A 19,948-nucleotide genomic window follows, 5' to 3' on the forward strand; every position below is an offset into this window, starting at 1 on the left:
ACGTACGTGGTTGTTCGCGCTGAAGCATTGAGCGTTCACGCCGCCCCTCGTGCTCGGGCGTTCCCCACCGGACGAAGTGATGGACGAAAATGACCGGCAGTACCCCGCAAGACCGGGACGCATTGCTCATCACGGGCATCCCCCCTGTTGTCGATTCGCCACCGGCGGCCCCGCGTGAATCACCGCGTGCGACGCGTCCCGAGACCCGCGTCCAGGCGAAGGCGGTGTTCGTCGACGCGACCGGGTGGCGGGCACGGTTCGGGAGGCGGCTGGGCCTGGGCGCGGGGGCCGTGCTCATCGTGGTCCTCGGCGCGCTCGGCCTCGGCATGACGACCGGGCCGAGCGTGCCCCTGACGTCGTGGAGCGAGCCGTCGCCCGATCCGGGCACTCCCGTCATGCCGCCGGCGAACCCGGAGCGGAACGCCACGAGCCCCGAGCCCACGGGACCGGGCGCCGGGGGGCCCGGAGGTGGCGGGCAGGGTACGGGCGCTTCCCCGTCCGCGCCGTCCGCGGCGACACCGCCGGCGGCGCCGGCGCCCGCGTCGACCGCGAGCCCCCCGGGGAAGGGGAGGTCGGACGCGAGCCCGCCCGCCTGGGGGCGTAAGAAGAACGACCCTTGACGCGCCGACGCGGTGAACCCAGGGGCCACTGGATCCTGCTGATGCTCGGCGGCCTCCTGCTGACCGTGCTCCTGCTGCTGGACGGCTTCTCCCGCGGCGTCGTCGGCGAGGCGCCACGGGACGTGCCCGAGCGTCCCGTCCCGGCGCCGGAGGAGATCACCTCAGGCGGGCCGGTCGTGAACCTCACCGGCGACGCCCCGCAGAGCCGGCGGATGCCGCCGAAGACGATCGCGCTGACCTTCGACGACGGCCCCGACCCGACCTGGACGCCGCGGATGCTGGACGTCCTGCGGCGCCACGACGCCCACGCCACGTTCTTCACGGTCGGCGCCCGCGTGGCCGAGAACCCGGGGCTGACCCGCCGGATCCTCCGCGAGGGCCACGAGATCGGCTCGCACACGTACACGCACGTCGACCTCGCGACCGCGCCGGCGTGGCGGCAGCAGCTCGAACTCGACCTCACGCAGCGGGCCCTGGCCGGGGCGGCGGGAGTCCACACGAGGCTGATGCGGATGCCGTACTCGTCCCGTCCGGACGGCCTGACCGCGCCGGAGTGGCGCGCCGCGCGGCGGGCGGGCGAGGACGGGTACGTCGTGGTCCTCACCGACCGCGACACCAAGGACTGGGCGCGGCCCGGCACCGCGAAGATCGTGCGGGCCGCGCTGACGGCCGGTGAGCGCGGCGAGGGCGCCGTGGTGATGCTGCACGACTCGGGCGGCGACCGGTCCGCCAGCGTCGCGGCCGTCGAGCAGATCATCGAGCGGCTCCAGCCGAAGGGCTACCGCTTCACCACGCTCACGGACGCGCTCGACATGCCCTCCGCCGAGGTTCCCGTGCCCGCGCACGAGCGGGCCGCCGGCTGGACGCTCGTCGGCGCGCAGCACGCCGCGTCCGCCCTTACCGGGACGATGGGCGTGCTGTTCGGGGCGGCCGGGATCCTGTACGTGCTGAGGCTCGTGGTGATGCTGCTGTTCGCGCACGTCCACGTCCGCCGGGTGCGGTCGCCGGCGCGTCGCCCACCGGACGCGCCCGAGGCGACCGGCTTCCTCGCGGCGCCCGGGTACGGCGGGGCGCCCGGGTACGGCGGGGCGCCCGGGTACGGCGGGGCGCCCGGGTACGAAGGCATGCCGCCCGATCCGTTCCCGCCCGTCTCCGTGGTCGTCCCCGCCTACAACGAGGAGGCGAGCATCGGGGCGACGGTCGCCTCGCTGCTGGACACCGACTATCCGGGCACCGTCGAGGTGATCGTGGTGGACGACGGGTCCCGCGACCGCACCGCCGCGATCGTCGACTCGATCGGGCTGCCCTCCGTCCACCTGATCCGCAAGGCCAACGGCGGCAAGCCCAGCGCGCTCAACGCGGGGATCGCCGTCGCCCGCGCCGAGTTGCTGGTGCTCGTGGACGGCGACACCGTCTTCCAGCGCGACACCATCCGCCACCTCGTCGCGCCGCTCGCCGACCCGCGGGTGGGCGCGGTCAGCGGCAACACCAAGGTCGCCAACCGCGGCGGCATCCTCGGACGCTGGCAGCACATCGAGTACGTGATCGGCTTCAACCTCGACCGGCGGATGTTCGACGTCCTGCGGTGCATGCCGACCGTGCCCGGCGCGATCGGGGCGTTCCGCCGGTCGGTCCTCGTCGAGGTCGGCGGCGTCCCGGGCGACACCCTCGCCGAGGACACCGACCTCACCATGGCGATCTGCCGTACCGGCCTGCGCGTCGTCTACGAGGAGAAGGCCCTGGCGTGGACGGAGGCGCCGTCGTCACTGCGGCAGCTGTGGAGGCAGCGCTACCGCTGGTGCTACGGGACGATGCAGGCGATGTGGAAGCACCGCCGCTCCGTGTTCGAACGCGGCGGCTCGGGCAGGTTCGGACGCCGATGCCTGCCTTACCTGGCGGTGTTCCAGGTGCTGCTGCCGCTGTTCGCGCCGGCGATCGACCTGTTCGCGTTGTTCGGCCTGGTCTTCCTCGATCCGGCCGGGCCCGTCCTCACCTGGACGGTCTTCGTCGCCGCGCAGGCCGCCGCCGGGGCCTACGCCCTGTGGCTGGACGGCGAACGGATCCGCCCCCTGTGGACGCTGCCGCTCCAGCAGTTCGTCTACCGGCAGCTCATGTACATGGTCGTCGTCCAGTCCGTCGTCACCGCGCTTCTGGGGGCGCGCCTGGGGTGGCACACCGTCCGCCGGACGGGGACCTTCAGCGATCTGGGGGGCCGGGAACAATCCCGGGGGCCCGTCGGTTACACATGACAGCCGGTGTGCCTGGTGTCCCCGGGCCTCACCTTTTGCCTTCACGGAATACCGTCCGGCTGGAGCCGTGTTGTGCCTTTCGCCGAGAGGCGACCCACACACCGGCCGCAAGACCAGGGCCCCGCCGGGTCGCATGACTCGGCGGGGTCTGGTCGTTTCCGGGGTGCGGTCACGGCGGTGCGAGACTTGCGGGCATGAGTCTCGCGGCGCATCTGGAAGAACTCGGCCGTCCGCTGGTCGACGAACAGCTCAGGCACCCCACCGTCGAGGGCATCGCCCAAGGGAATTTGGACGAGGCGGTGTTCCGCTCCTGGCTGGAACAGGACTACCTCTTCCTGCACGACTACGTGCGCGTGTTCTCCAGGCTGGCGTGGCAGGCGCCCGCCGCCCATCTCGGTGATCTCGTCGACCTCGCCTATGCGACGTTCCATGACGAGCTCGACCTGCACAGGTCGTTGTCCGCGAGCTTCGACGCCGATCTGGACGGTGCGAAGAAGGGCCCGGCCTGCACCGCGTACACGTCGTTTCTTCTGGACAGTGCCGCCACGTACGCTGACGGCCTTGCCGCCCTCTATCCCTGCATGTGGGGCTATTCCACGCTCGGCGCCCGCCTGGTCGAGAACCCGCCGTCCGAGCCGCGCTACCGCCGCTGGGTCGACACCTACGCCGACCCCGGTTTCGCCGAGCTGACCGGGCGCATCGCCCAGATGATCGACGAGTCCGGCGCCGACCGCGAGTCCGCGGAACGTCTGTTCCTGGAGGGCATGCGTCACGAGATCGCCTTCTGGGACGTCCCGTGACGCCCCGCCCGGCCTGACGCCCGGGGCCGCTGGGGCGGAGGCCGGGCTAGCGCTGGGGCGACAGGGCCGGGTAGTCGACGTAGCCTTCGGCGCCTCCGCCGTAGACGAGTCCGGGGACGTGCGTGTTGAGCGGCGTGCCCCCTTCGAAGCGGGCCGGCAGGTCGGGGTTGGAGATGAACAGCCGCCCGAACGAGAAGAGGTCGGCCAGGCCCACGGCGACGACCTGCTCGCCGGCCTCCCGCGAGGTGGGCTCGGGGCCGTTGAAGTTCCCGATCAGGGTGCCCGACCAGCGCGGGCGCAGATCGGCGAGCGCCCCGTAGGCGCCGCGCTCGATGACGTGCAGGTAGGCGAGACCGAGCGGGTCGAGGGTGTCGACGAGTTCCCGGTAGGTGCCCTGCGGATCCTGCTCGGCGATCTCGTTCTCCGGGTTGTGCGGGGAGATGCGCAGCCCGACCCGTCCGGGCCCCACCTCGGCGGCCACGGCCTCCACCGCGTCGAGCGCGAACCGCAGCCGCCCGGCGCGGGAGCCGCCGAACCGGTCGGTGCGCCGGTTGGTGTTCTCGGCGAGGAACTGCTGGATGAGGTAGCCGTTCGCGCCGTGCACCTCGACGCCGTCGAACCCGGCCCTGACGGCGTTGCGGGCCGCGGCGGCGAAGCCGGTGATCAACGTTTCCGCCTCGGCGGTCGTCATGGCGCGCGGCGTGACGTGGTCGACGTCGCCTTCGCACGTGTAGATCTGCTCGCCCTCGATCCGGACGGGTGAGGGGGCGACCGGCGTCGCGCCGCCGGGCAGGTTGAGCGGGTGCGTCATCCGGCCGACGTGCCAGAGCTGGGCGAAGATCGTCCCGCCTGCCGCGTGGACGGCGTCGGTGACCGCGCGCCATCCGTCGACCTGCGCGTCGTCGACCAGGCCGGGGATGCCGGGCCCGCCCTTGCCGAGGACGTCCGGCCAGATCCCCTCGGTGACGATCAGGCCGGCGGTGGCGCGCTGCGCGTAGTACTCCGCGGTCAGCGGATGGGGGACGCCGGTCGCGTCGTCCGCCCTGCCCCGCGTCATCGGCGCCATGGCGATCCGGTTGGGCAGGTTCAGGTGCGGCCCGTCGTAGGGAAGGAGCAGCGGACTGGTCATCGTGGGCCTCCACCAGACTCAAAGAAACTTGCATGTACATGCAGATATTCGCATTGCATGTAAGGTGGTGTCAACAGAAGAGGGGGCGCGAGATGAGCGCAGGCGCGACCGGCACCACGACGGGCACCTTCACGGCGGACGACCTGCTCTGGGACGGCGTCGTCACCCTGCACGGACGCGTCGAGCACCAGCTCGCCAAGGCGATGCAGCGCCTGCACGGAATCGGGCTGTCGGAGTACCGGGCCCTGTGCCGGCTGTCCCGCGCCGACGACGGTGAGCTGCGGATGCAGGAACTCGCCGACCTCATCGGCCTCAACCAGAGCTCGGTCAGCCGCCTCGTCGCCCGGCTGGAGGCCGCCGGCCTCACCCGCCGCGCCATGTGCCCCAAGGACCGCCGCGGCGTCTACACCGTCATCACCGAGGAGGGCCGCGCCGCCCAGGCGGAGGCCGCCCCGACCTACACCGCGACCCTCGCCGAGGCCCTGGACGCCGCCGCCGCGGACCCCGCCCTGGCGCCCCTGATGGCCACCCTCCGCACCTGACGGCCTCATCCACGAAGCGCGCGGCCCCTCGCCGGGACCGCGCGCTCTGTGTAAGGACTAGCCGGCTGCGGACAGTTCTTCCCGCATCGGCTTGGCGGCCGGGGCGACGGGCTCGCCGCGGTTCGCGTTCAGTGCCTTGAAGCGGCGGAGCCGCAGGCTGTTGCTGACCACGAAGACCGACGAGAACGCCATCGCGCCGCCCGCGATCATCGGGACGAGCAGCCCGGACGCCGCCAGCGGGATGGCCGCCACGTTGTAGGCGAACGCCCAGAACAGGTTGCCCTTGATCGTGCCGAGCGTGCGCCGGGACAGCCGGATCGCGTCGGCGGCGGCCCGCAGGTCCCCGCGGACGAGGGTCAGGTCGGACGCCTCGATCGCGACGTCCGTGCCCGTCCCCATCGCAAGACCCAGGTCGGCCTGGGCGAGGGCGGCGGCGTCGTTGACACCGTCGCCGACCATCGCGACCGTCCGGCCCTCGGACTGGAGGCGCTTGACGACGTCGACCTTGTCCTGCGGCAGGACCTCGGCGATCACCTCGTCGATGCCGACCGCGTCCGCGACCGTGCGGGCGACCGTCGCGTTGTCGCCGGTCAGCAGGACCGGGCGCAGCCCCAGCGACCTGAGCTGCTGGATCGCCTCCCGCGAGGTCGGCTTGACCTGGTCAGCGACGGTGATCACGGCGCGGGCCTCGCCGTCCCAGCCGACCGCGACGGCGGTGTGGCCGAGCGCCTGGGCCTCCTCCATGGCTTGTTCGAGGCCGGGAGTGAGCTGCTGCGACCATTCGGCGAGGAGCTGCGGCCGGCCGGCGAGGACGCCGTGGCCGTCCACCACTCCCTGGACGCCGAGTCCCTCGATGTTGGCGAAGTCCTCGACCGAGCCCAGTTCACCGATCCGTTCGGTCGCACCCTTGGCGATGGCCTGCGCGATGGGGTGCTCGGACGCGTTCTCCAGCGCCCCCGCCAGCCGCAGGACATCGTCCTCGGAAACGCCGTCGGCGGTGACGACGTCGACCAGCGCCATGCGTCCCGTCGTGACGGTGCCGGTCTTGTCCAGGACGATCGTGTCGATCTTCCGGGTGGACTCCAGCACCTCGGGGCCCTTGATCAGGATGCCGAGCTGGGCGCCGCGTCCCGTCCCGACCATGAGGGCGGTCGGGGTCGCGAGGCCGAGGGCGCACGGGCAGGCGATGATCAGCACGGCGACCGCGGCGGTGAACGCGGCGGCGAGGCCGGTGCCGGTTCCGATCCAGAAGCCGAGCGTGCCGAGCGCCAGCGCGATCACCACCGGGACGAAGATCCCGGAGATTCGGTCGGCGAGCCGCTGCGCCTGCGCCTTGCCCGTCTGCGCGTCCTCCACGAGCCGCGCCATCTGCGCGAGCTGGGTGTCGGAACCGACCCGGGTGGCCCTGACCAGCAGCCGCCCGCCCGCGTTCACGGTGGCGCCGACGACGCTGTCGCCCCGCGCGACCTCCACCGGGACCGACTCTCCGGTCAGCATGGACGCGTCCACGGCGGACGAGCCCTCCTCGACCGTCCCATCGGTGGCGATCTTCTCTCCGGGACGGACGACGAACACATCGCCCACGGAGAGCCGGTCGACCGGGATGCGCTCCTCGCGTCCGTCCCGGATGACCGCGACGTCCTTGGCGCCCATCTCCAGCAGGGCGCGGAGGGCGGCGCCGGCGCGGCGCTTGGACCGCGTCTCGAAGTACCGTCCGGCCAGGATGAACATGGTGACGCCGGCGGCGGCCTCAAGGTAGATGTTCATCGACCCGTCGGAGCGTGTCAGCGAGAACTCGAAGCCGTGCTTGACGCCCAGCTCACCGGCCGTGCCGAAGAACAGCGCCCACAGCGACCAGCCGAACGCGGCGATCGTGCCGACCGAGATCAGCGTGTCCATGGTGGCCGCGCCGTGCCGCAGGTTGATCGCCGCGGCCCTGTGGAACGGCCATCCCGCGTACACGACGACCGGGGCGGCGAGGGTCAGCGACAGCCACTGCCACGCCTCGAACTGCAGCGCCGGGATCATCGCCATCGCGATGACCGGGACCGACAGCACGACCGAGGTGATCAGCCGCTGCCGCAGCGGGCGCAGCCCGTCGTCCGGCTCCGGCGCCCCGTCCCCCTCGGACTCCGACCTCGGCGGGGCCGGGAGTTCGGCGGAGTACCCGGCCTTCTCGACCGTGGCGATCAGCTCGTCCGCCGATACCCCCTCGGGGAACTCGACACGGGCCTTTTCGGTGGCGTAGTTGACCGTCGCGGTCACGCCGTCCAGCTTGTTGAGCTTCCGCTCGATGCGGTTGGCGCACGACGCGCACGTCATCCCGCCGATCGCCAGCTCGATACGCCCGGACGCGGTGTCCGTGCTCATCGCTCCTCCTCTGCCTCGATCGTGCGGTCAGTGCCCGTGGGGCCGGTCATCGTGGCCCGGCTCGGTCTCGGTCTCCTGGACGGGTACCGCGGCGTCGCCGGCGTGCACGGTGAACTCGGCCGTGCGGACCTCGCCGTCGTGCTTGAAGTCCAGGTACAGACGGTATGCGCCGGTGCTGGGCGCCTCGGCGAAGAACGTGATGCCGGGCCCCGGCTTCGTCTCGCCGTCGCCGGGCTCACCGTCCGGGTGGACGTGGAGGTAGGCGAGGTCGCCCTGGCGCAGCGCCACCAGGTGGCCGTACGCCTCCAGGTACGGCTGCAGGTCGGTGACCGGCTTGCCGTCCTTGCTCACCGAAAGGGTGAGTTCAGTGGATTTGCCGGGAGTGAGTCCGCCGGACAGCGCGACCTCGTACCCGTCCACCTTCGCCACCTGCTCGGGCTTCGGCAGCGGCGTGAACCGCATGTCGCCCGGGGCGAAGACGTCGGTTCCCAGCGTCAGCTGGCGCGACGCCCCGTTCGGTTGGATGTCGGTGAAGAACCGGTACACACCCGCCTTGGGCAGCGTGATCGGCACCGTCCAGACACCGCCGCCGGCCTCGGTCGGGTGCAGGTGCTGGAAGCCCGACAGGTCACGCCGCGCGACGATCAGGTGGAGGCGCTTGCCGTGCAGGGGCTTGAACCCGGTGACGGGCTTGCCGTCCGGCCCGTTGACGGTGAACCGGAAGTCGGTCCGCTTGCCGGGCGTCAGCGTCGTCTTGCGCGGGACGAGCGTGTAGCCGTCCTCGGAGACCTGCAGGCCACCGGGCACAGGGGACGCCGCGGCGCCGTGCCCCCCGCCTTCGCCGCCGTGACCCGCGCCTTCATGGGACGCGGTCTCGGCCGTGGCCCCGACGGGTCCGACGACCTTGCCGATCCCGGCGGCCCCGCCGAAGACCACGGCCAGGCCCACGGCGTAGGCCCCCACTTTGGTCGCGCTGTTCATGCCGATCCACTCCGCTCGAACATCTGGGACGCACCCCGCCTGGACGCGAGATGCGCGCCGCTCATGACTTCAGTTCGTAACCGGCCTCTTCGACGGCGTCCTTGACCAGGGCGTCGTCGAGGGGCGTGTCGCTCGTCACGGTCACCCGGCCGGTCGGCAGGTCGACGTCGACGCCGGTCACGCCGGCGATCTGCTCGACCTCCTCGGTGACGGAGCTGACGCAGTGGCCGCAGGTCATCCCGGTGACGGTGTAGGTGGCGGTGCTCATCTGATGTCTCCCTTGCTCATTACCCTAGGGGGGTATCTCTGATCCTCATGCTGGCAGAACCGAGCGTCCTGGGCAACCCCTACCCCCCAGGGGTTATTTCGAGATCCCGGTCACACCTTGGGAATCCGGCCGGTGAGTCGCCCTCACAGGCCTTCCGCAGCGGTTACCCAAGGGTCGTTACATGGAAGTTATCCACACCCTGTGTGACCGCCGCACGGACCCCCCTCCAGCCGCTTTGACCGGATTCATTGAGGTATCGACCCCGAAAGAGCCGCACACGCAAGCGGATCCGACGTTGTGCACAAACTTTTCCACAGCCGTCCACAGCCCTGTGGACGACTTCATCGCCGATACTGAAGCCATGCCTGAGCTACCAGAGGTGGAGGCGCTGGCGGGGTTCCTGCGGGAGCGCGTGGTCGGCCATGCCGTCGCCCGGATCGATGTTCTCGCCATCTCCGCGCTGAAGACCTACGACCCGCCGGTCACCTCGCTCGGCGGGCTGACCGTCACCGGCGCGTCCAGGCACGGCAAGTTCCTCGACCTGGACGTCGACGGCCTGCACCTGGTGATCCACCTGGCCCGCGCCGGCTGGCTGCGCTGGCGGGACGAGATCCCGTCCAGGCCCGTCCGGCCCGGCGGCAAGAATCCCCTCGCCCTGCGCGTCCACCTGGACGACGGCTCCGGCTTCGACCTGACGGAGGCCGGCACGAAGAAGGGCCTCGCCGTCTACGTCGTCCGCGACCCCGCCGACGTGCCGGGTGTCGCGTCGCTGGGCCCCGACCCCCTGGACGACGCCTTCACCCCCGGGGCGCTCGCCGCGATCGTCAACGGCAAGCGCACCCAGATCAAGGGGCTGCTGCGCGACCAGAAGGTGATCGCCGGAATCGGCAACGCCTACTCCGACGAGGTGCTGCACGTCGCGAAGATGTCCCCGTTCAAGATCGCCGCGTCCCTGACGGAGGACGACGTCGCCACCCTGCACGAGGCGATCGTCGCCACCCTCCGGGACGCCGTGGAACGCTCACGCGGCCTCGAAGCCCAGGACCTCAAGGGCGAGAAGAAGACCGGCCTGCGGGTCCATGCCCGCACCGGCCAGAAATGCCCCGTCTGCGGCGACACCATCCGCGAGGTCTCGTTCGCCGACTCGTCCCTCCAGTACTGCCCCACCTGCCAGACAGGCGGCAAGCCCCTCGCCGACCGCCGCATGTCCCGCCTGCTCAAGTAGAAGGCCGCGCGAGTCGTTCGTGGGCGGCGGAGCGGCTTCGGTGGCGGTATTCGGAGGGGGGCAGGCCGACCAGGGTCCGGAAGCGAGCCGGAACGGGGAGGGCTCCTTCAGCGGACCTTGGGGACGTTGCCGAAGAGGGGGGCCACCTGGGTCCAGCGGTGGAGCTGGCAGCCGTCCTTGCGGGTGAACGTGGTGTCGATCTCCTTGCCGTTCCAGGTGCCCTTGACCGTGGCGACCTCGGGGCCGCCGTAGATCTTGGTGCACATCTGGTCCTTGGGGACGGGCTTGAACGGGTCCTTGGTCTTGGCCAGGGCCGCGCAGGCTTCGGCGGCCTTGGGATGGCCGCCGCCGGGCGGTTCGCAGGTCAGGGTCCAGGTCTTGGCGGGGGCCTCCGCGGAGGCCTTGACATCGATGGTGAGCGTGTCCGCCGGCGAGTCGGAGGGCTGCACGGACGTTGCGCCCGAAGGCTTGTCGGCGGGGGTTCCGTTGGCCTGTTCGTCGCCGCAGGCGGCCGATGAGAGGAGCACGGCCAGCCCGGGCGCCACGAAAAGGAGCGTCCGATACCGCATGCGTGATTCGACGCAGGGGTGCTTCGCACGGTTCCATGGGGGTGTGATGAATTTCGGGGACGACGTGCCGGCCGTGGTGGCCGCTGACGTTCCGCAGGACGCCTACCTGCTGGACGTGCGGGAACAGGACGAGTGGGACGCCGGGCACGCGCCGGAGGCGGTCCACATCCCCATGGGCCGGCTCGGTGACCGTGCCGGTGAGGTCCCGCGTGACCAGGAGGTCTTCGTGATCTGCCGGTCGGGGGCCCGGTCCGCGCAGGTCACCGTGGCGCTCAACCAGGCGGGCTGGCTGGCCAAGAACGTCGACGGCGGGATGCAGGGCTGGGCCGAGGCGGGACGTCCGATGGAGGGCGCCGGGGACGGTCCCCCGTTTGTGGCGTGACGGTGTGATCTGTTCTCTTTGAGGTGATCCGCGCCCTATTGGGGGAAGCCGGGTCCTTGTACGATCTGGTCTGAAACAGGGCCGGCCGAACATGTGCCGGCCGATATCCGCGGGAGCTCGGGCCACAGCCGGGCTGAGAGGGCGGCCTTCGAGGCGTCGCCGACCGCATGAACCTGTCCGGGTAATGCCGGCGTAGGGAGTGTGTTCCGTGGCGTCCGACGTCAAGCCTCCGAACGAAGTGCCCTTCACCCTCGAAGAGCCCGCCCCCAGGGTCCTCGGGTTCTGGGACCAGGGCGCGTTCTGGGCGAACCTCGGGGTCAGCCTGCTGGCCTTCTCCGGCGCGTACACCGTCCTGGCGCCCGACACCGACGGCAACCCGACGCTGTCGATCATGGCGGGCATCGTCGCGATGGCGGTCGGCACGGTTCTGGGCGGGCTGATGCTCGGTCTCGCCGCCGTCCCCGGAGCCCGCACCGGGCAGCCGGCGATGGTGCTGCTGCGCGGGCTGTTCGGCGCGAAGCTGTCGTACGCGCCCACGGTGCTGAACATCGCGCAGCTCGTCGGCTGGGGGACGTTCGAGCTGATCGTCATCGCGGACGCGGCGACCGAGCTGTGGGACGGGATACCCCGCTGGGGCTACGTGATCGCCGCCGGGCTGATCACGACGGTGCTGACGATCTGGCCGCTGGGGTCGGTCCGCCTGCTGCGCCGGTACGTGACGGTCGCCGTGGCGATCGCGCTGGTGTACTTCTACGTCCAGATCCTCCGCGAGCCGCTGCCGGACCTGTCGCAGGGGTCGTGGGGCGGTTTCTGGATCGGCGCGGACGCGGCGCTCGCGGTGTCGATCTCGTGGGTGCCGGTCGCCGCCGACTACACCCGGCATTCGCGGACGGAGCGCGCGGCGTTCGGGGCCGCGGCCGTCGGCTACTCGGTCACGCAGATCGTCGCCTACGTTCTCGGCCTGCTGGCGCTGGCGCTGGTCGCGGGCAACACCGAGAACGTCTTCGACCCGTTCCTGGGCGCCACGCTCGGCGTCGTGTTCTTCGCGGTGTTCGTGCTGCGTGAGGCGGACCAGTCGTTCGCCGACACCTACTCCACCGCCGTGTCCATCCAGAACCTCGCGCCCCGCGCCGACCGCCGTGTTCTGAGCGTCCTGCTCGGCATCACCATCACCGTCCTCGCGCTGGCCCTGGACATCGGCGACTATGCGGGCTTCCTGGCGCTGATCGGGTCGGTGTTCGTGCCGATGCTGGGCGTTCTGGCCACCGACTTCTTCCTCGGGCGCCGCCGCCGGGACGGCGCGGTGGCGGACGCCGCGCACCTGGACGGGTGGGACGTGTCGCGGACGGCGCCGTCACGCTGGGGAATGATCGGCGCCTGGGCGGCCGGGTTCGTCGTCTACCAGCTCATCAACCCCGGCACCGTCGACGGCTGGGCGGGCTTCTGGACGGGCGTCCGGGACGCCGTGCACTTCGCCCCGCAGAGCTGGATGAGCGCGTCGCTGCTGTCGTTCCTGGTGTCCGGGCTGGCCACGCTTCTGATCGGCAGGGTTACCCGGCGGTAGTCTTACCAAAAGGTAAGGGTGACGTGGGAAGTTTCGGTGCAAGTTACCCGGCGAGCGCAGGGGGCCGGTGGCACGATGACAGGCGTGCACCACCACGTCCACGACCCGATCGCGCGCGCCGTCATCGAGAGCGCCGCCGACGCGATCGTGGCCGTTGACCAGCGGCACCGGGTCACGGTGTGGAACCCGGCGGCCGAGCGCATGTTCGGCTGGACGGCCGAGGAGATGGCCGGGCGGGTGCCGCCGATCGTGCCGGACGAGCTGAAGGCCGAGCACAACGCCGTCCAGGAGCGGCTCCTCACGCGGCGGACGGGCGAGGGCGAGAGCGGGCAGATCTCGATCGCGACCCGCAGGTTCCACCGGGACGGCCGCCTGATCGACGTGCGGATCGACACGAGCCTGCTGAAAGACCCGTCCGGGAGCCTGCTCGGCTGGGTCGGGGTGTACCACCCGGTGGACGAGGACGAGATCGTCCAGCACCACATGACCGAGCGGGCCCGGCTCGTCCGGCGGCTGAACGACATCGTCGCCGACCTGAACGCGGAACTGAACCTGGCCGTCGTCCTCGACCGGATCACCGCGGCGCTGATCGAGCTGACCGGCGCCGACGCGGGCGGGTTCGTGCGGATCGAGGGCGAGCGGCTGCGGCTGGTCAGCATGTCCGGGCTGCCCGAGCACATGCGCGGGACGTCCGCGGACCTGCGGTCGAGCCTGGTCGGGGAGGTGCTGCGGTCCGGCAAGACCGTGCTGCTCGCGACGGGCGAGCGGCGCCTCGGCGACCTGATCTGGTCGGAGCTGTCCGGCCTGCACACGATCGCGCTCGGGCTGTCGTACCTGCAGAACCGGCCGTACGGCGCTCTCTACGCGCTCTTCTCCGGCCGCAAGATCGGACACACCGAGCTCGAGCTGCTGGAGCTGCTCGCCGGGCACGCGGGGGTCGCGGTCGGCAACGCCGTCGCCTACGCGGAGGTCGTCCGGCAGCGGGCGCACGAGCGCGCCGTCATCGACTCCAGCGCCGACGGCATCGCCGTGCTGGACCACGACCTCGTCGTCCGGCAGTGGAACCCCGCCGCGCACACCCTCACCGGCATCCCGCCGGAGGACGCGATCGGGCGCCCGCTGCCGTTCGACATGCCCGCGCTCGGGGAGATGCTGACGTTCCGGCTGGAGTCGGGGACGTGGCTGAACGTGCTGGCCGCCGAGATCGAGGAGACGGGCGAGCTGGTCGTCGACTTCCGCGACGTGTCGGAGGCGAAGGCGCTCGAAGAGGCCAAGGACCTGTTCCTCGCGACGACCAGCCACGAGCTGCGCACCCCGATCACGGTCGTGCAGGGGTTCGCGTCCACGCTGGTCAACCGGTGGGACGAGCTGGCCGACACCGACCGCCGCGCCGCCGTCGCCACGATCGCCGAACGCTCCCAGTCGCTCGGCCGCCTCGTGGAGCATCTGCTGCTGGGGTCCCGGGCGGGCGCCGACGAGCTGACCGTGACGATCGAGTCGTTCGACCTGGCCCGGGTGCTGGAGGGCGTCGTCGCGGGGTTCCGGTCGCTGTCGCCGCTGCACCGGGTCGAGCTGGAGATCGCGCCGGATCTGCCGCCGTGCCGGGGTGACGCGATGGCGACCGACATCGTCCTCGGGCAGCTGCTGGAGAACGCGTTCAAGTACTCCCCGGACGGCGGGACGGTCAGCGTCCGTGCCGTCCGCGAGAAGTCCGACGCCGTGGTGACGGTCGTGGACGAGGGCATCGGCATCCCGCCCGGCGACCATGAGCGGATCTTCGAGCGGTTCGTCCAGGGGGAGTCGGGGGACCGCCGGCGCTTCGGCGGCATCGGGCTCGGCCTCTACATCGTCAAACGCCTGACGGAGGCCCAGGGCGGAACGATCTCCGCACATCCGGGCGGAGCTGGCAAGCGTGAGGTATCTCACACAAGCGCGTACGGGCAGGGAGAAAACGGGTCGGCAGCCGCGGAGACGCTGCCGCCGCGGCTGCCCAACACCCTCCTGCGGGCGGCGGAGGGGCGCGGACCCGCAGGTGGCGCGCATCCCGGCGACGGCACGTGCATGCGGCTCGTGCTCCGCGCCGCGGACTGACCGCCCGGCCGGTCCCCGACCCGATCGCGGTTACTCACCGTAAGGACAGTCCGCAGAGGGTGCCGTGGTGAGACCGTTGTGACCAGGGCAATCAGCGGTCTCGACCGGTGGCAGGGTAGGTCTCTGCGGGAAAGTTCCGTGGCGCCGGAGTGTGACGGACGAAACGCGCGCGTGAGGAGTAAATCCGCCGTTGACTGGATAGATCCTTGATGGTTGCCGTTGGTGACGGAATTCCGATCCGGGGGTGATCACCGTGACCGGATGGGCGGTGACTCGTTGTGCAGGTGGCAGACTGAATCGTTCGTGTTTCCGGCCATGGCCATCAGGGCATTTCGGTCGTACTGGAAGCGCGATGACGGGAACCGTCCGGGTAAGCGGAGCCACGGGGAGGTGAGGGCGTCGAGCGTCGTACTGCTGCCACACGCGCCGTCGAGCGTCGCGGTCGCCCGTAAGCGCCTCAGCTCGGAACTGGTCGACTCGGGTGTCTTCGAGACCATCGTGGACGACGCGGCCGTCATCATCAGCGAGCTGATCAGCAACGCCCTCCGGCACGCGCGGCCGCTGCCGTCCGGGCAGGTCAGGGTGTGCTGGCTGCGCCGCGGAGACCTCCTCGAAGTCGAGGTGAGCGACGGCGGCGCCATGACCGAGCCGCGCCGCGGCCCGGGCACGCTGTCCTCGCTCGGCGGACGCGGGCTCGGCATCGTGGAGGCCCTGTCCGAAGGCTGGGGCGTACGCCACGAGGAGGGTGCCACCACGGTGTGGGCCGTCCTGCGGGCGCCCAGGGCGTCCGGTGACGGCGGGGTCGCCTCCCCGACCGGGGCCCAGGTCGCCGTCCCCGACCTGTCCGATTTTCCAGACCTCATGGACGAGCCGGACGACGAAGCCCGCAACCGCACCCGATCGACCCAGAGCAGCGCCCGCAGCGCCTAGCCGAGCGCCCGGTGGGCCGGTGCCTCAGACGCCCGCCGCCTGCCTCAGACGTCTTCGCGGAGGATCGGGCAGGACATGCAGCGCGGGCCGCCGCGGCCGGTTCCCAGTTCGCTGCCGCTGATCCGGATGACCTCGATGCCCGCCGCTTCCAGTTGCGCGTTCGTCTCGATGTTGCGTTCGTAGGCGACGCACAGGCGCGGCGCTACCGCGAGGGTGTTGTTGCCGTCGTCCCACTGCTCGCGTTCCGCGGTGACCGGGTCGAGGCCGGTGTCGATCACCTTGAGCCGGTCCAGGCCCATCGCCTCGGCCGCCGCGTCCAGGAACGGGCGCGGTTCGGCGACCTTCAGCCCGCCGTCGTCGAGCGTGACCGTGAAGGCCGTCAGGGAGTGCGCGATCGGCGGGTACATGACGACGGTGTCGACGTCGACCATCGTGCACACCGTGTCCAGGTGCATGGTCGCCCGCTCCTGCGCGATCGGGACGGCCAGGACGGTGTGCGCCAGCCCCGCTCCGATCACCTGGCGGGCCAGCCGCTCGACACCCGCCGGGGTCGTCCGCTCGCCCGTCCCGACCGCGATCACCCCCGGGCGCAGGAGCAGGACGTCCCCGCCCTCAAGATGTTCGAGGGACGGCGAGTACACCGGCTTCACGCCGTCGAACCGGGGATGGTGCGCGTAGACCAGGCCGGTCAGCGCCGCCTCCCGACGCCGGGCCTCCATGGCCAGGCTGGTGACCGCCACCCGGTCGCCGATCCAGGTGCTGTTGTCGCGCGTGAACAGCAGGCCCGGCAGCGGGTCGACGATGAAGTCGAGCCGGTCCATCAGCCGGTAGACCAGGCCGTGCCCGGACTTCAGCTCCTCGTGCGCCAGCCCGGCGATCAGCGTGTGCGCCAGGTTCTCCGGGTCGAGGTCGCGCAGATGGCCCTCGACGGCGCGGCGGAGCTGGTCGCCGAGGCGCAGGTCGACGACGGCGTCCGCGATCGCCTGCTCCCGCGCCGCCTGGTACTCCAGCGCGTCCTGCAGAAGCTCCGTCACGTACAGGACCTCGACGCCGTGCGACCGCAGCTCCTCGGCGAACGCGTCGTGCTCCTCCTGCGCCCGGCCCACCCAGGGGATCGCGTCGAACAGCAGCTTGTCGCTGTTGCGCGGCGTGAGCCGCTTCAGCTCCGCGCCGGGACGGTGCAGCAGGACGGTCCGCAGCCGCCCGACCTCACTGGTGACCCGGTGCTCGTGTGCCGTGCCCAAAGCCGTCACACTGCGCAGTCTAGGTGGGCGCCGGCGGACCGGATCGGCCGGGCCGTCCCCTGTGCCAGGATGCGATCGTGCTCGGCAGGACGGCGGCGCTCCCGCTTCACCTCACCTCGGCGACGCTGCTGCGGGTGTCCGCCGAGGGTGTCGCGACGGCGCTGGTCCTGACCGTCCAGGCGCGCACCGGCGACGCCGCCACCGCCGGATACCTGCAGACCGCGATGACGCTCCCGTACGTGCTGAGCGGCCCGCTGATCGGGAACGCGCTGGACCGGGTGGGACGGCCCCGCCGCGTCGCGGTCGTCCTCGCCGCCGGGTACGCCGTCGCGACCGTGGTGCTGCTGGCGATGGCGGGCCGGTCGCCGCTCGTCCTCGCGCTGTGCGTCGCCGCCGTGATCGGCTGCACCGAGCCGATCGTGGTGGCGCTGACGAGCCTGCTGCCCCGTTTCGTCCCCGCCGGGCGGCTGTCCCGCGCGTACGGGCTGGAGGCGTCCAGCTACAACCTCGCGGGCATCGCGGGCCCCGGCCTCGCCGCCGGGCTCGCCTCCCTGGCGGGCGGCCAGTACGCCGGGGTCGCCATCGTCGCCGTCGGCGCCCTCGGCCTGCTGACCCTCCCGCTGCTCCCCTTCCCCGGCCCCTCCGCGTCCTCGGACGGAGAGCCGGGAACACCCCCCGGCCCGGACAAGAGCCCGGACCCGGGTCCGCCCCTGGAGGCGGGCCCGCCCTTGGACGCGGGCCCGGCCTCGGATGTGGGCGCGGGCTCGGGCGTCGCGGTCGGGTCGACGGGGGAAGGCGCGGTGTCCGGGGCCGCGGCATGGTTCTCGATGATGACGGGTGGGCTGACCGTCCTCGTCGAGGGGCGGGTGCTGCGGGCGCTGACCGTGGCGACGACGCTCGCGTGGATGGGGTTCGGCGGTGTCGCGGTGACGGCGGTGCTGCTCGCCGGGCACATCGGCGCCGCGCCCAGCGCGGGCGGGCAGATGCTCGTGGCTCTGGCGGTCGGCTCGCTGGCCGGCTCGCTCGCGTCCAGCCGGTGGCTGACGCCGAGGCACGGGGAACCCGTCATGATCGCCGGGCTCGTCGGGTTCGGGACGTCCCTCGCGGCCCTCGCGGTGACGCCGTCCCTGCCGTGGGCGATGGCGGCGTGCGTCGCAGCGGGAATCTGCGAGGGACCCGTGTTCGCGGCCACGCTGATGCTCCGGCAGCGCGAGTCCCCGCCGGACCGGCTCGGCCAGGTCAACACGACGGCCGGCAGCCTCAAGATCGGCGCGTCCGCGGTCGGCGCCGCGCTGACCGCCGCGTCCGCCGAGGCGATCGGGCCCGTCGGCCTGGTCTTGGCGATCGCCGGGTTCCAGTTCGCGGGCGCGGCCGCCGGGCTGCTGCTCCTGCGCGTCCCCGCACGTGAAAAACCTGTCGACCCGGTCGGGCGCGGCTCGTAATCTTCGAACCATGTTCTTCGCAGCCGGCACCCGGACGCTCGCAGGCCACGGCCTGCCGAGCGCGGTGCCGGCTGCCTCCCTGGCAGCCGCAGCGAACGCGGCCGTCGTCGACGGCGCGCGGACCTCCTGTGGGGGGACGACCCCCCACGCCCCCCGGTTCACTTCGCTCATCCGAAGCTGACCCCTCTCCGTCCCACCTCCGGAGAACCAGCGGAGGGGGGTGGTCACGTACTGCGCGTGTGCACGCGCAGGGGTTCTCACCGGATCCACCAGTGAGGACGAGACAATGGCCAAGCAGCGTTACGAGCGCGACAAGCCCCACCTGAACATCGGGACGATGGGGCACGTCGACCACGGCAAGACGACCCTGACCGCGGCGATCACCAAGGTGCTCGCCGACCGCGGGCTGGCGTCCGCCACGCCGTTCGAGCGCATCGACCGCGCCCCCGAGGAGCGCGACCGCGGCATCACCATCAACGTCGCGCACGTCCAGTACGCGACCGCGACCAGGCATTACGCCCATGTCGACATGCCCGGCCACGCCGACTACGTGAAGAACATGATCACTGGTGCGGCGCAGGTGGACGGGGCGGTGCTCGTCGTGTCCGCGCAGGACGGGGCGATGCCGCAGACCCGCGAGCACATCGTCCTGGCCCGCCAGGTCGGGGTCCGGCACATCGTGGTGGCCCTCAACAAGGCCGACATGGCCGAGGACGCCGAACTGCTCGACCTCGTCGAGCTGGAGGTCCGGGAGCTGCTGTCGGAGTACGGGTTCCCCGGCGAGGAGATCCCCGTCGTCCGGGTGTCGGGCCTGCGGGCGCTGGAGGGCGACCCGTACTGGACGGCCCGCATCGGCGACCTGCTCGACGCGATCGACGCGTACGTGCCGGTGCCGCCGCGGGTGCTGGACGAGCCGTTCCTCATGCCGGTCGAGAGCGTCCTCACCATCACCGGGCGCGGCACCGTCGTGACCGGCGTCGTGGCGCAGGGCTCGATACGCGCCGGTGACGCCGTCGAGGTCGTCGGGCTCGGCGACACGTTCGGCACGGTCGCGACCGGGCTGGAGACGTTCGGCCAGTCGATGGACCACGCCGAGGCCGGGGACAACACCGCGATGCTGCTGCGCGGCGTCAAGCGGGACCAGGTCCGGCGCGGCCAGGTCATCAGCGTGCCGGGCGCGATCCGGCCGCATCTGCGGTTCCGGGCGCGGGTCCGGGTGCTGACCGCCGACGAGGGCGGACGCAGCAGGCCGTTCTTCCACGGCTACCGCCCGCAGTTCCACTTCCGCACCACGGACGTGGTCGGCGGCATCGACCTCGGCGGCGACGGCCGCATGGCGCTGCCCGGCGACTCGGTCGAGATGGCCGTGGAGCTGGGCAGTCCGGTCGCGATGACCGAGGGCCTCGGCTTCGCCATCCGCGAGGGCGGCAGGACGGTCGGCGCCGGTACGGTCACCGGGCTGCCCGGGACGCGAGCGGACTGAGGGGCGAAGGCCGCACGCGTCTGCGCCGAGGGCTCGCCGGCGCGGAAACAAGACCGGCG

17 protein-coding genes and 1 riboswitch are annotated in these 19,948 nt (G+C 71.8%); of the genes, 11 read left to right on the forward strand and 6 right to left on the reverse strand.

Annotated elements, in window-relative coordinates; all coding sequences use genetic code 11:
• Positions 1-89: 89 nt before the first annotated feature.
• From ACGFIS_RS21605 to ACGFIS_RS21615, 3 genes are all read left to right on the forward strand, one after another.
• Complete coding sequence (locus ACGFIS_RS21605; RefSeq protein WP_392972257.1) at positions 90-620, forward strand: hypothetical protein; 531 nt, start codon at positions 90-92, stop codon at positions 618-620.
• Complete coding sequence (locus ACGFIS_RS21610) at positions 617-2,869, forward strand: bifunctional polysaccharide deacetylase/glycosyltransferase family 2 protein (RefSeq protein ID WP_392903572.1); 2,253 nt, start codon at positions 617-619, stop codon at positions 2,867-2,869. Before ACGFIS_RS21605 ends, ACGFIS_RS21610 begins: the two co-directional genes overlap by 4 nt.
• Positions 2,870-3,063: 194 nt before the next feature.
• Positions 3,064-3,669: a TenA family protein gene (locus ACGFIS_RS21615; RefSeq protein ID WP_392903570.1), complete on the forward strand. Its 606-nt coding sequence runs from the start codon at positions 3,064-3,066 to the stop codon at positions 3,667-3,669.
• 46 nt (positions 3,670-3,715) lie between these two features.
• Here ACGFIS_RS21615 and ACGFIS_RS21620 read toward each other — a convergent pair whose 3' ends face one another.
• Positions 3,716-4,798: an alkene reductase gene (locus tag ACGFIS_RS21620; protein ID WP_392903567.1), complete on the reverse strand. Its 1,083-nt coding sequence runs from the start codon at positions 4,796-4,798 to the stop codon at positions 3,716-3,718.
• Positions 4,799-4,890: 92 nt separating this feature from the next.
• On the opposite strand from ACGFIS_RS21620, the gene ACGFIS_RS21625 reads away from it, so the two are divergent.
• Positions 4,891-5,340, forward strand: a complete 450-nt coding sequence (locus tag ACGFIS_RS21625) for a MarR family winged helix-turn-helix transcriptional regulator (protein ID WP_392972259.1) — start codon at positions 4,891-4,893, stop codon at positions 5,338-5,340.
• Positions 5,341-5,397: 57 nt separating this feature from the next.
• On the opposite strand, the gene ACGFIS_RS21630 is transcribed toward ACGFIS_RS21625, so the two are convergent.
• The 3 genes from ACGFIS_RS21630 to ACGFIS_RS21640 form a co-directional block, all read right to left on the reverse strand.
• Positions 5,398-7,710, reverse strand: a complete 2,313-nt coding sequence (locus ACGFIS_RS21630; RefSeq protein WP_392972261.1) for a heavy metal translocating P-type ATPase — start codon at positions 7,708-7,710, stop codon at positions 5,398-5,400.
• 27 nt (positions 7,711-7,737) lie between these two features.
• A complete protein-coding gene (locus ACGFIS_RS21635) occupies positions 7,738-8,691 on the reverse strand; it encodes a hypothetical protein (RefSeq protein WP_392903558.1) in 954 nt (317 codons plus the stop codon).
• A 61-nt stretch (positions 8,692-8,752) separates the two neighbouring features.
• On the reverse strand, positions 8,753-8,959 hold the full coding sequence (locus ACGFIS_RS21640; protein WP_392903555.1) for a heavy-metal-associated domain-containing protein: 207 nt from the start codon (positions 8,957-8,959) through the stop codon (positions 8,753-8,755).
• 361 nt (positions 8,960-9,320) lie between these two features.
• Between ACGFIS_RS21640 and ACGFIS_RS21645 the strand changes: the two genes are divergently transcribed.
• Positions 9,321-10,184, forward strand: coding sequence for an Fpg/Nei family DNA glycosylase (locus ACGFIS_RS21645; RefSeq protein WP_392903552.1), 864 nt, complete (start codon positions 9,321-9,323; stop codon positions 10,182-10,184).
• A 107-nt stretch (positions 10,185-10,291) separates the two neighbouring features.
• Here ACGFIS_RS21645 and ACGFIS_RS21650 read toward each other — a convergent pair whose 3' ends face one another.
• Positions 10,292-10,729, reverse strand: a complete 438-nt coding sequence (locus ACGFIS_RS21650) for an SSI family serine proteinase inhibitor (RefSeq protein ID WP_392903550.1) — start codon at positions 10,727-10,729, stop codon at positions 10,292-10,294.
• A gap of 70 nt (positions 10,730-10,799) precedes the next feature.
• On the opposite strand from ACGFIS_RS21650, the gene ACGFIS_RS21655 reads away from it, so the two are divergent.
• From ACGFIS_RS21655 to ACGFIS_RS21670, 4 genes are all read left to right on the forward strand, one after another.
• Positions 10,800-11,135 (forward strand): rhodanese-like domain-containing protein, encoded by a 336-nt coding sequence (locus ACGFIS_RS21655; RefSeq protein ID WP_392903548.1) that lies wholly within the window; start codon positions 10,800-10,802, stop codon positions 11,133-11,135.
• A 99-nt stretch (positions 11,136-11,234) separates the two neighbouring features.
• A riboswitch (TPP riboswitch) is annotated at positions 11,235-11,351 on the forward strand.
• Entirely contained in the window at positions 11,344-12,699 is a 1,356-nt protein-coding gene (locus ACGFIS_RS21660) for a purine-cytosine permease family protein (RefSeq protein ID WP_392972263.1), read from the forward strand. (Overlaps the previous riboswitch by 8 nt.)
• Positions 12,700-12,774: 75 nt before the next feature.
• The gene (locus tag ACGFIS_RS21665) at positions 12,775-14,790 is read left to right on the forward strand and encodes a PAS domain-containing protein (RefSeq protein WP_392903542.1); all 2,016 of its coding nucleotides are present in this window, start codon (positions 12,775-12,777) and stop codon (positions 14,788-14,790) included.
• Between the two features lie 390 nt (positions 14,791-15,180).
• Entirely contained in the window at positions 15,181-15,720 is a 540-nt protein-coding gene (locus tag ACGFIS_RS21670) for an ATP-binding protein (RefSeq protein ID WP_392903539.1), read from the forward strand.
• 44 nt (positions 15,721-15,764) lie between these two features.
• On the opposite strand, the gene ACGFIS_RS21675 is transcribed toward ACGFIS_RS21670, so the two are convergent.
• Positions 15,765-16,973, reverse strand: a complete 1,209-nt coding sequence (locus ACGFIS_RS21675) for an arginine deiminase (RefSeq protein ID WP_392903536.1) — start codon at positions 16,971-16,973, stop codon at positions 15,765-15,767.
• A 68-nt stretch (positions 16,974-17,041) separates the two neighbouring features.
• Here ACGFIS_RS21675 and ACGFIS_RS21680 point away from each other — a divergent pair, with 68 nt between their 5' ends.
• Entirely contained in the window at positions 17,042-18,406 is a 1,365-nt protein-coding gene (locus tag ACGFIS_RS21680) for an MFS transporter (protein WP_392903534.1), read from the forward strand.
• 286 nt (positions 18,407-18,692) lie between these two features.
• Positions 18,693-19,889 carry an elongation factor Tu gene (gene tuf / locus ACGFIS_RS21685; RefSeq protein WP_392903531.1) on the forward strand — a complete coding sequence of 399 codons (1,197 nt, stop codon included), beginning with the start codon at positions 18,693-18,695 and terminating at the stop codon, positions 19,887-19,889.
• The last annotated feature ends 59 nt before the right edge of the window (positions 19,890-19,948 follow it).

The organism is Spirillospora sp. NPDC048824 (genome assembly GCF_043198455.1).
Lineage (GTDB): Bacteria > Actinomycetota > Actinomycetes > Streptosporangiales > Streptosporangiaceae > Spirillospora.

Bases quoted from the DNA above. Each gene is read 5' to 3' on its own strand.
- ACGFIS_RS21605 (WP_392972257.1), top strand. From the start codon at position 90: ATGACCGGCAGTACCCCGCAAGACCGGGACGCATTGCTCATCACGGGC.
- ACGFIS_RS21615 (WP_392903570.1), top strand. From the start codon at position 3,064: ATGAGTCTCGCGGCGCATCTGGAAGAACTCGGCCGTCCGCTGGTCGAC.
- ACGFIS_RS21620 (WP_392903567.1), bottom strand. From the start codon at position 4,798: ATGACCAGTCCGCTGCTCCTTCCCTACGACGGGCCGCACCTGAACCTG.
- ACGFIS_RS21625 (WP_392972259.1), top strand. From the start codon at position 4,891: ATGAGCGCAGGCGCGACCGGCACCACGACGGGCACCTTCACGGCGGAC.
- ACGFIS_RS21630 (WP_392972261.1), bottom strand. From the start codon at position 7,710: ATGAGCACGGACACCGCGTCCGGGCGTATCGAGCTGGCGATCGGCGGG.
- ACGFIS_RS21635 (WP_392903558.1), bottom strand. From the start codon at position 8,691: ATGAACAGCGCGACCAAAGTGGGGGCCTACGCCGTGGGCCTGGCCGTG.
- ACGFIS_RS21640 (WP_392903555.1), bottom strand. From the start codon at position 8,959: ATGAGCACCGCCACCTACACCGTCACCGGGATGACCTGCGGCCACTGC.
- ACGFIS_RS21645 (WP_392903552.1), top strand. From the start codon at position 9,321: ATGCCTGAGCTACCAGAGGTGGAGGCGCTGGCGGGGTTCCTGCGGGAG.
- ACGFIS_RS21655 (WP_392903548.1), top strand. From the start codon at position 10,800: ATGAATTTCGGGGACGACGTGCCGGCCGTGGTGGCCGCTGACGTTCCG.
- ACGFIS_RS21665 (WP_392903542.1), top strand. From the start codon at position 12,775: ATGACAGGCGTGCACCACCACGTCCACGACCCGATCGCGCGCGCCGTC.
- tuf (WP_392903531.1), top strand. From the start codon at position 18,693: ATGGCCAAGCAGCGTTACGAGCGCGACAAGCCCCACCTGAACATCGGG.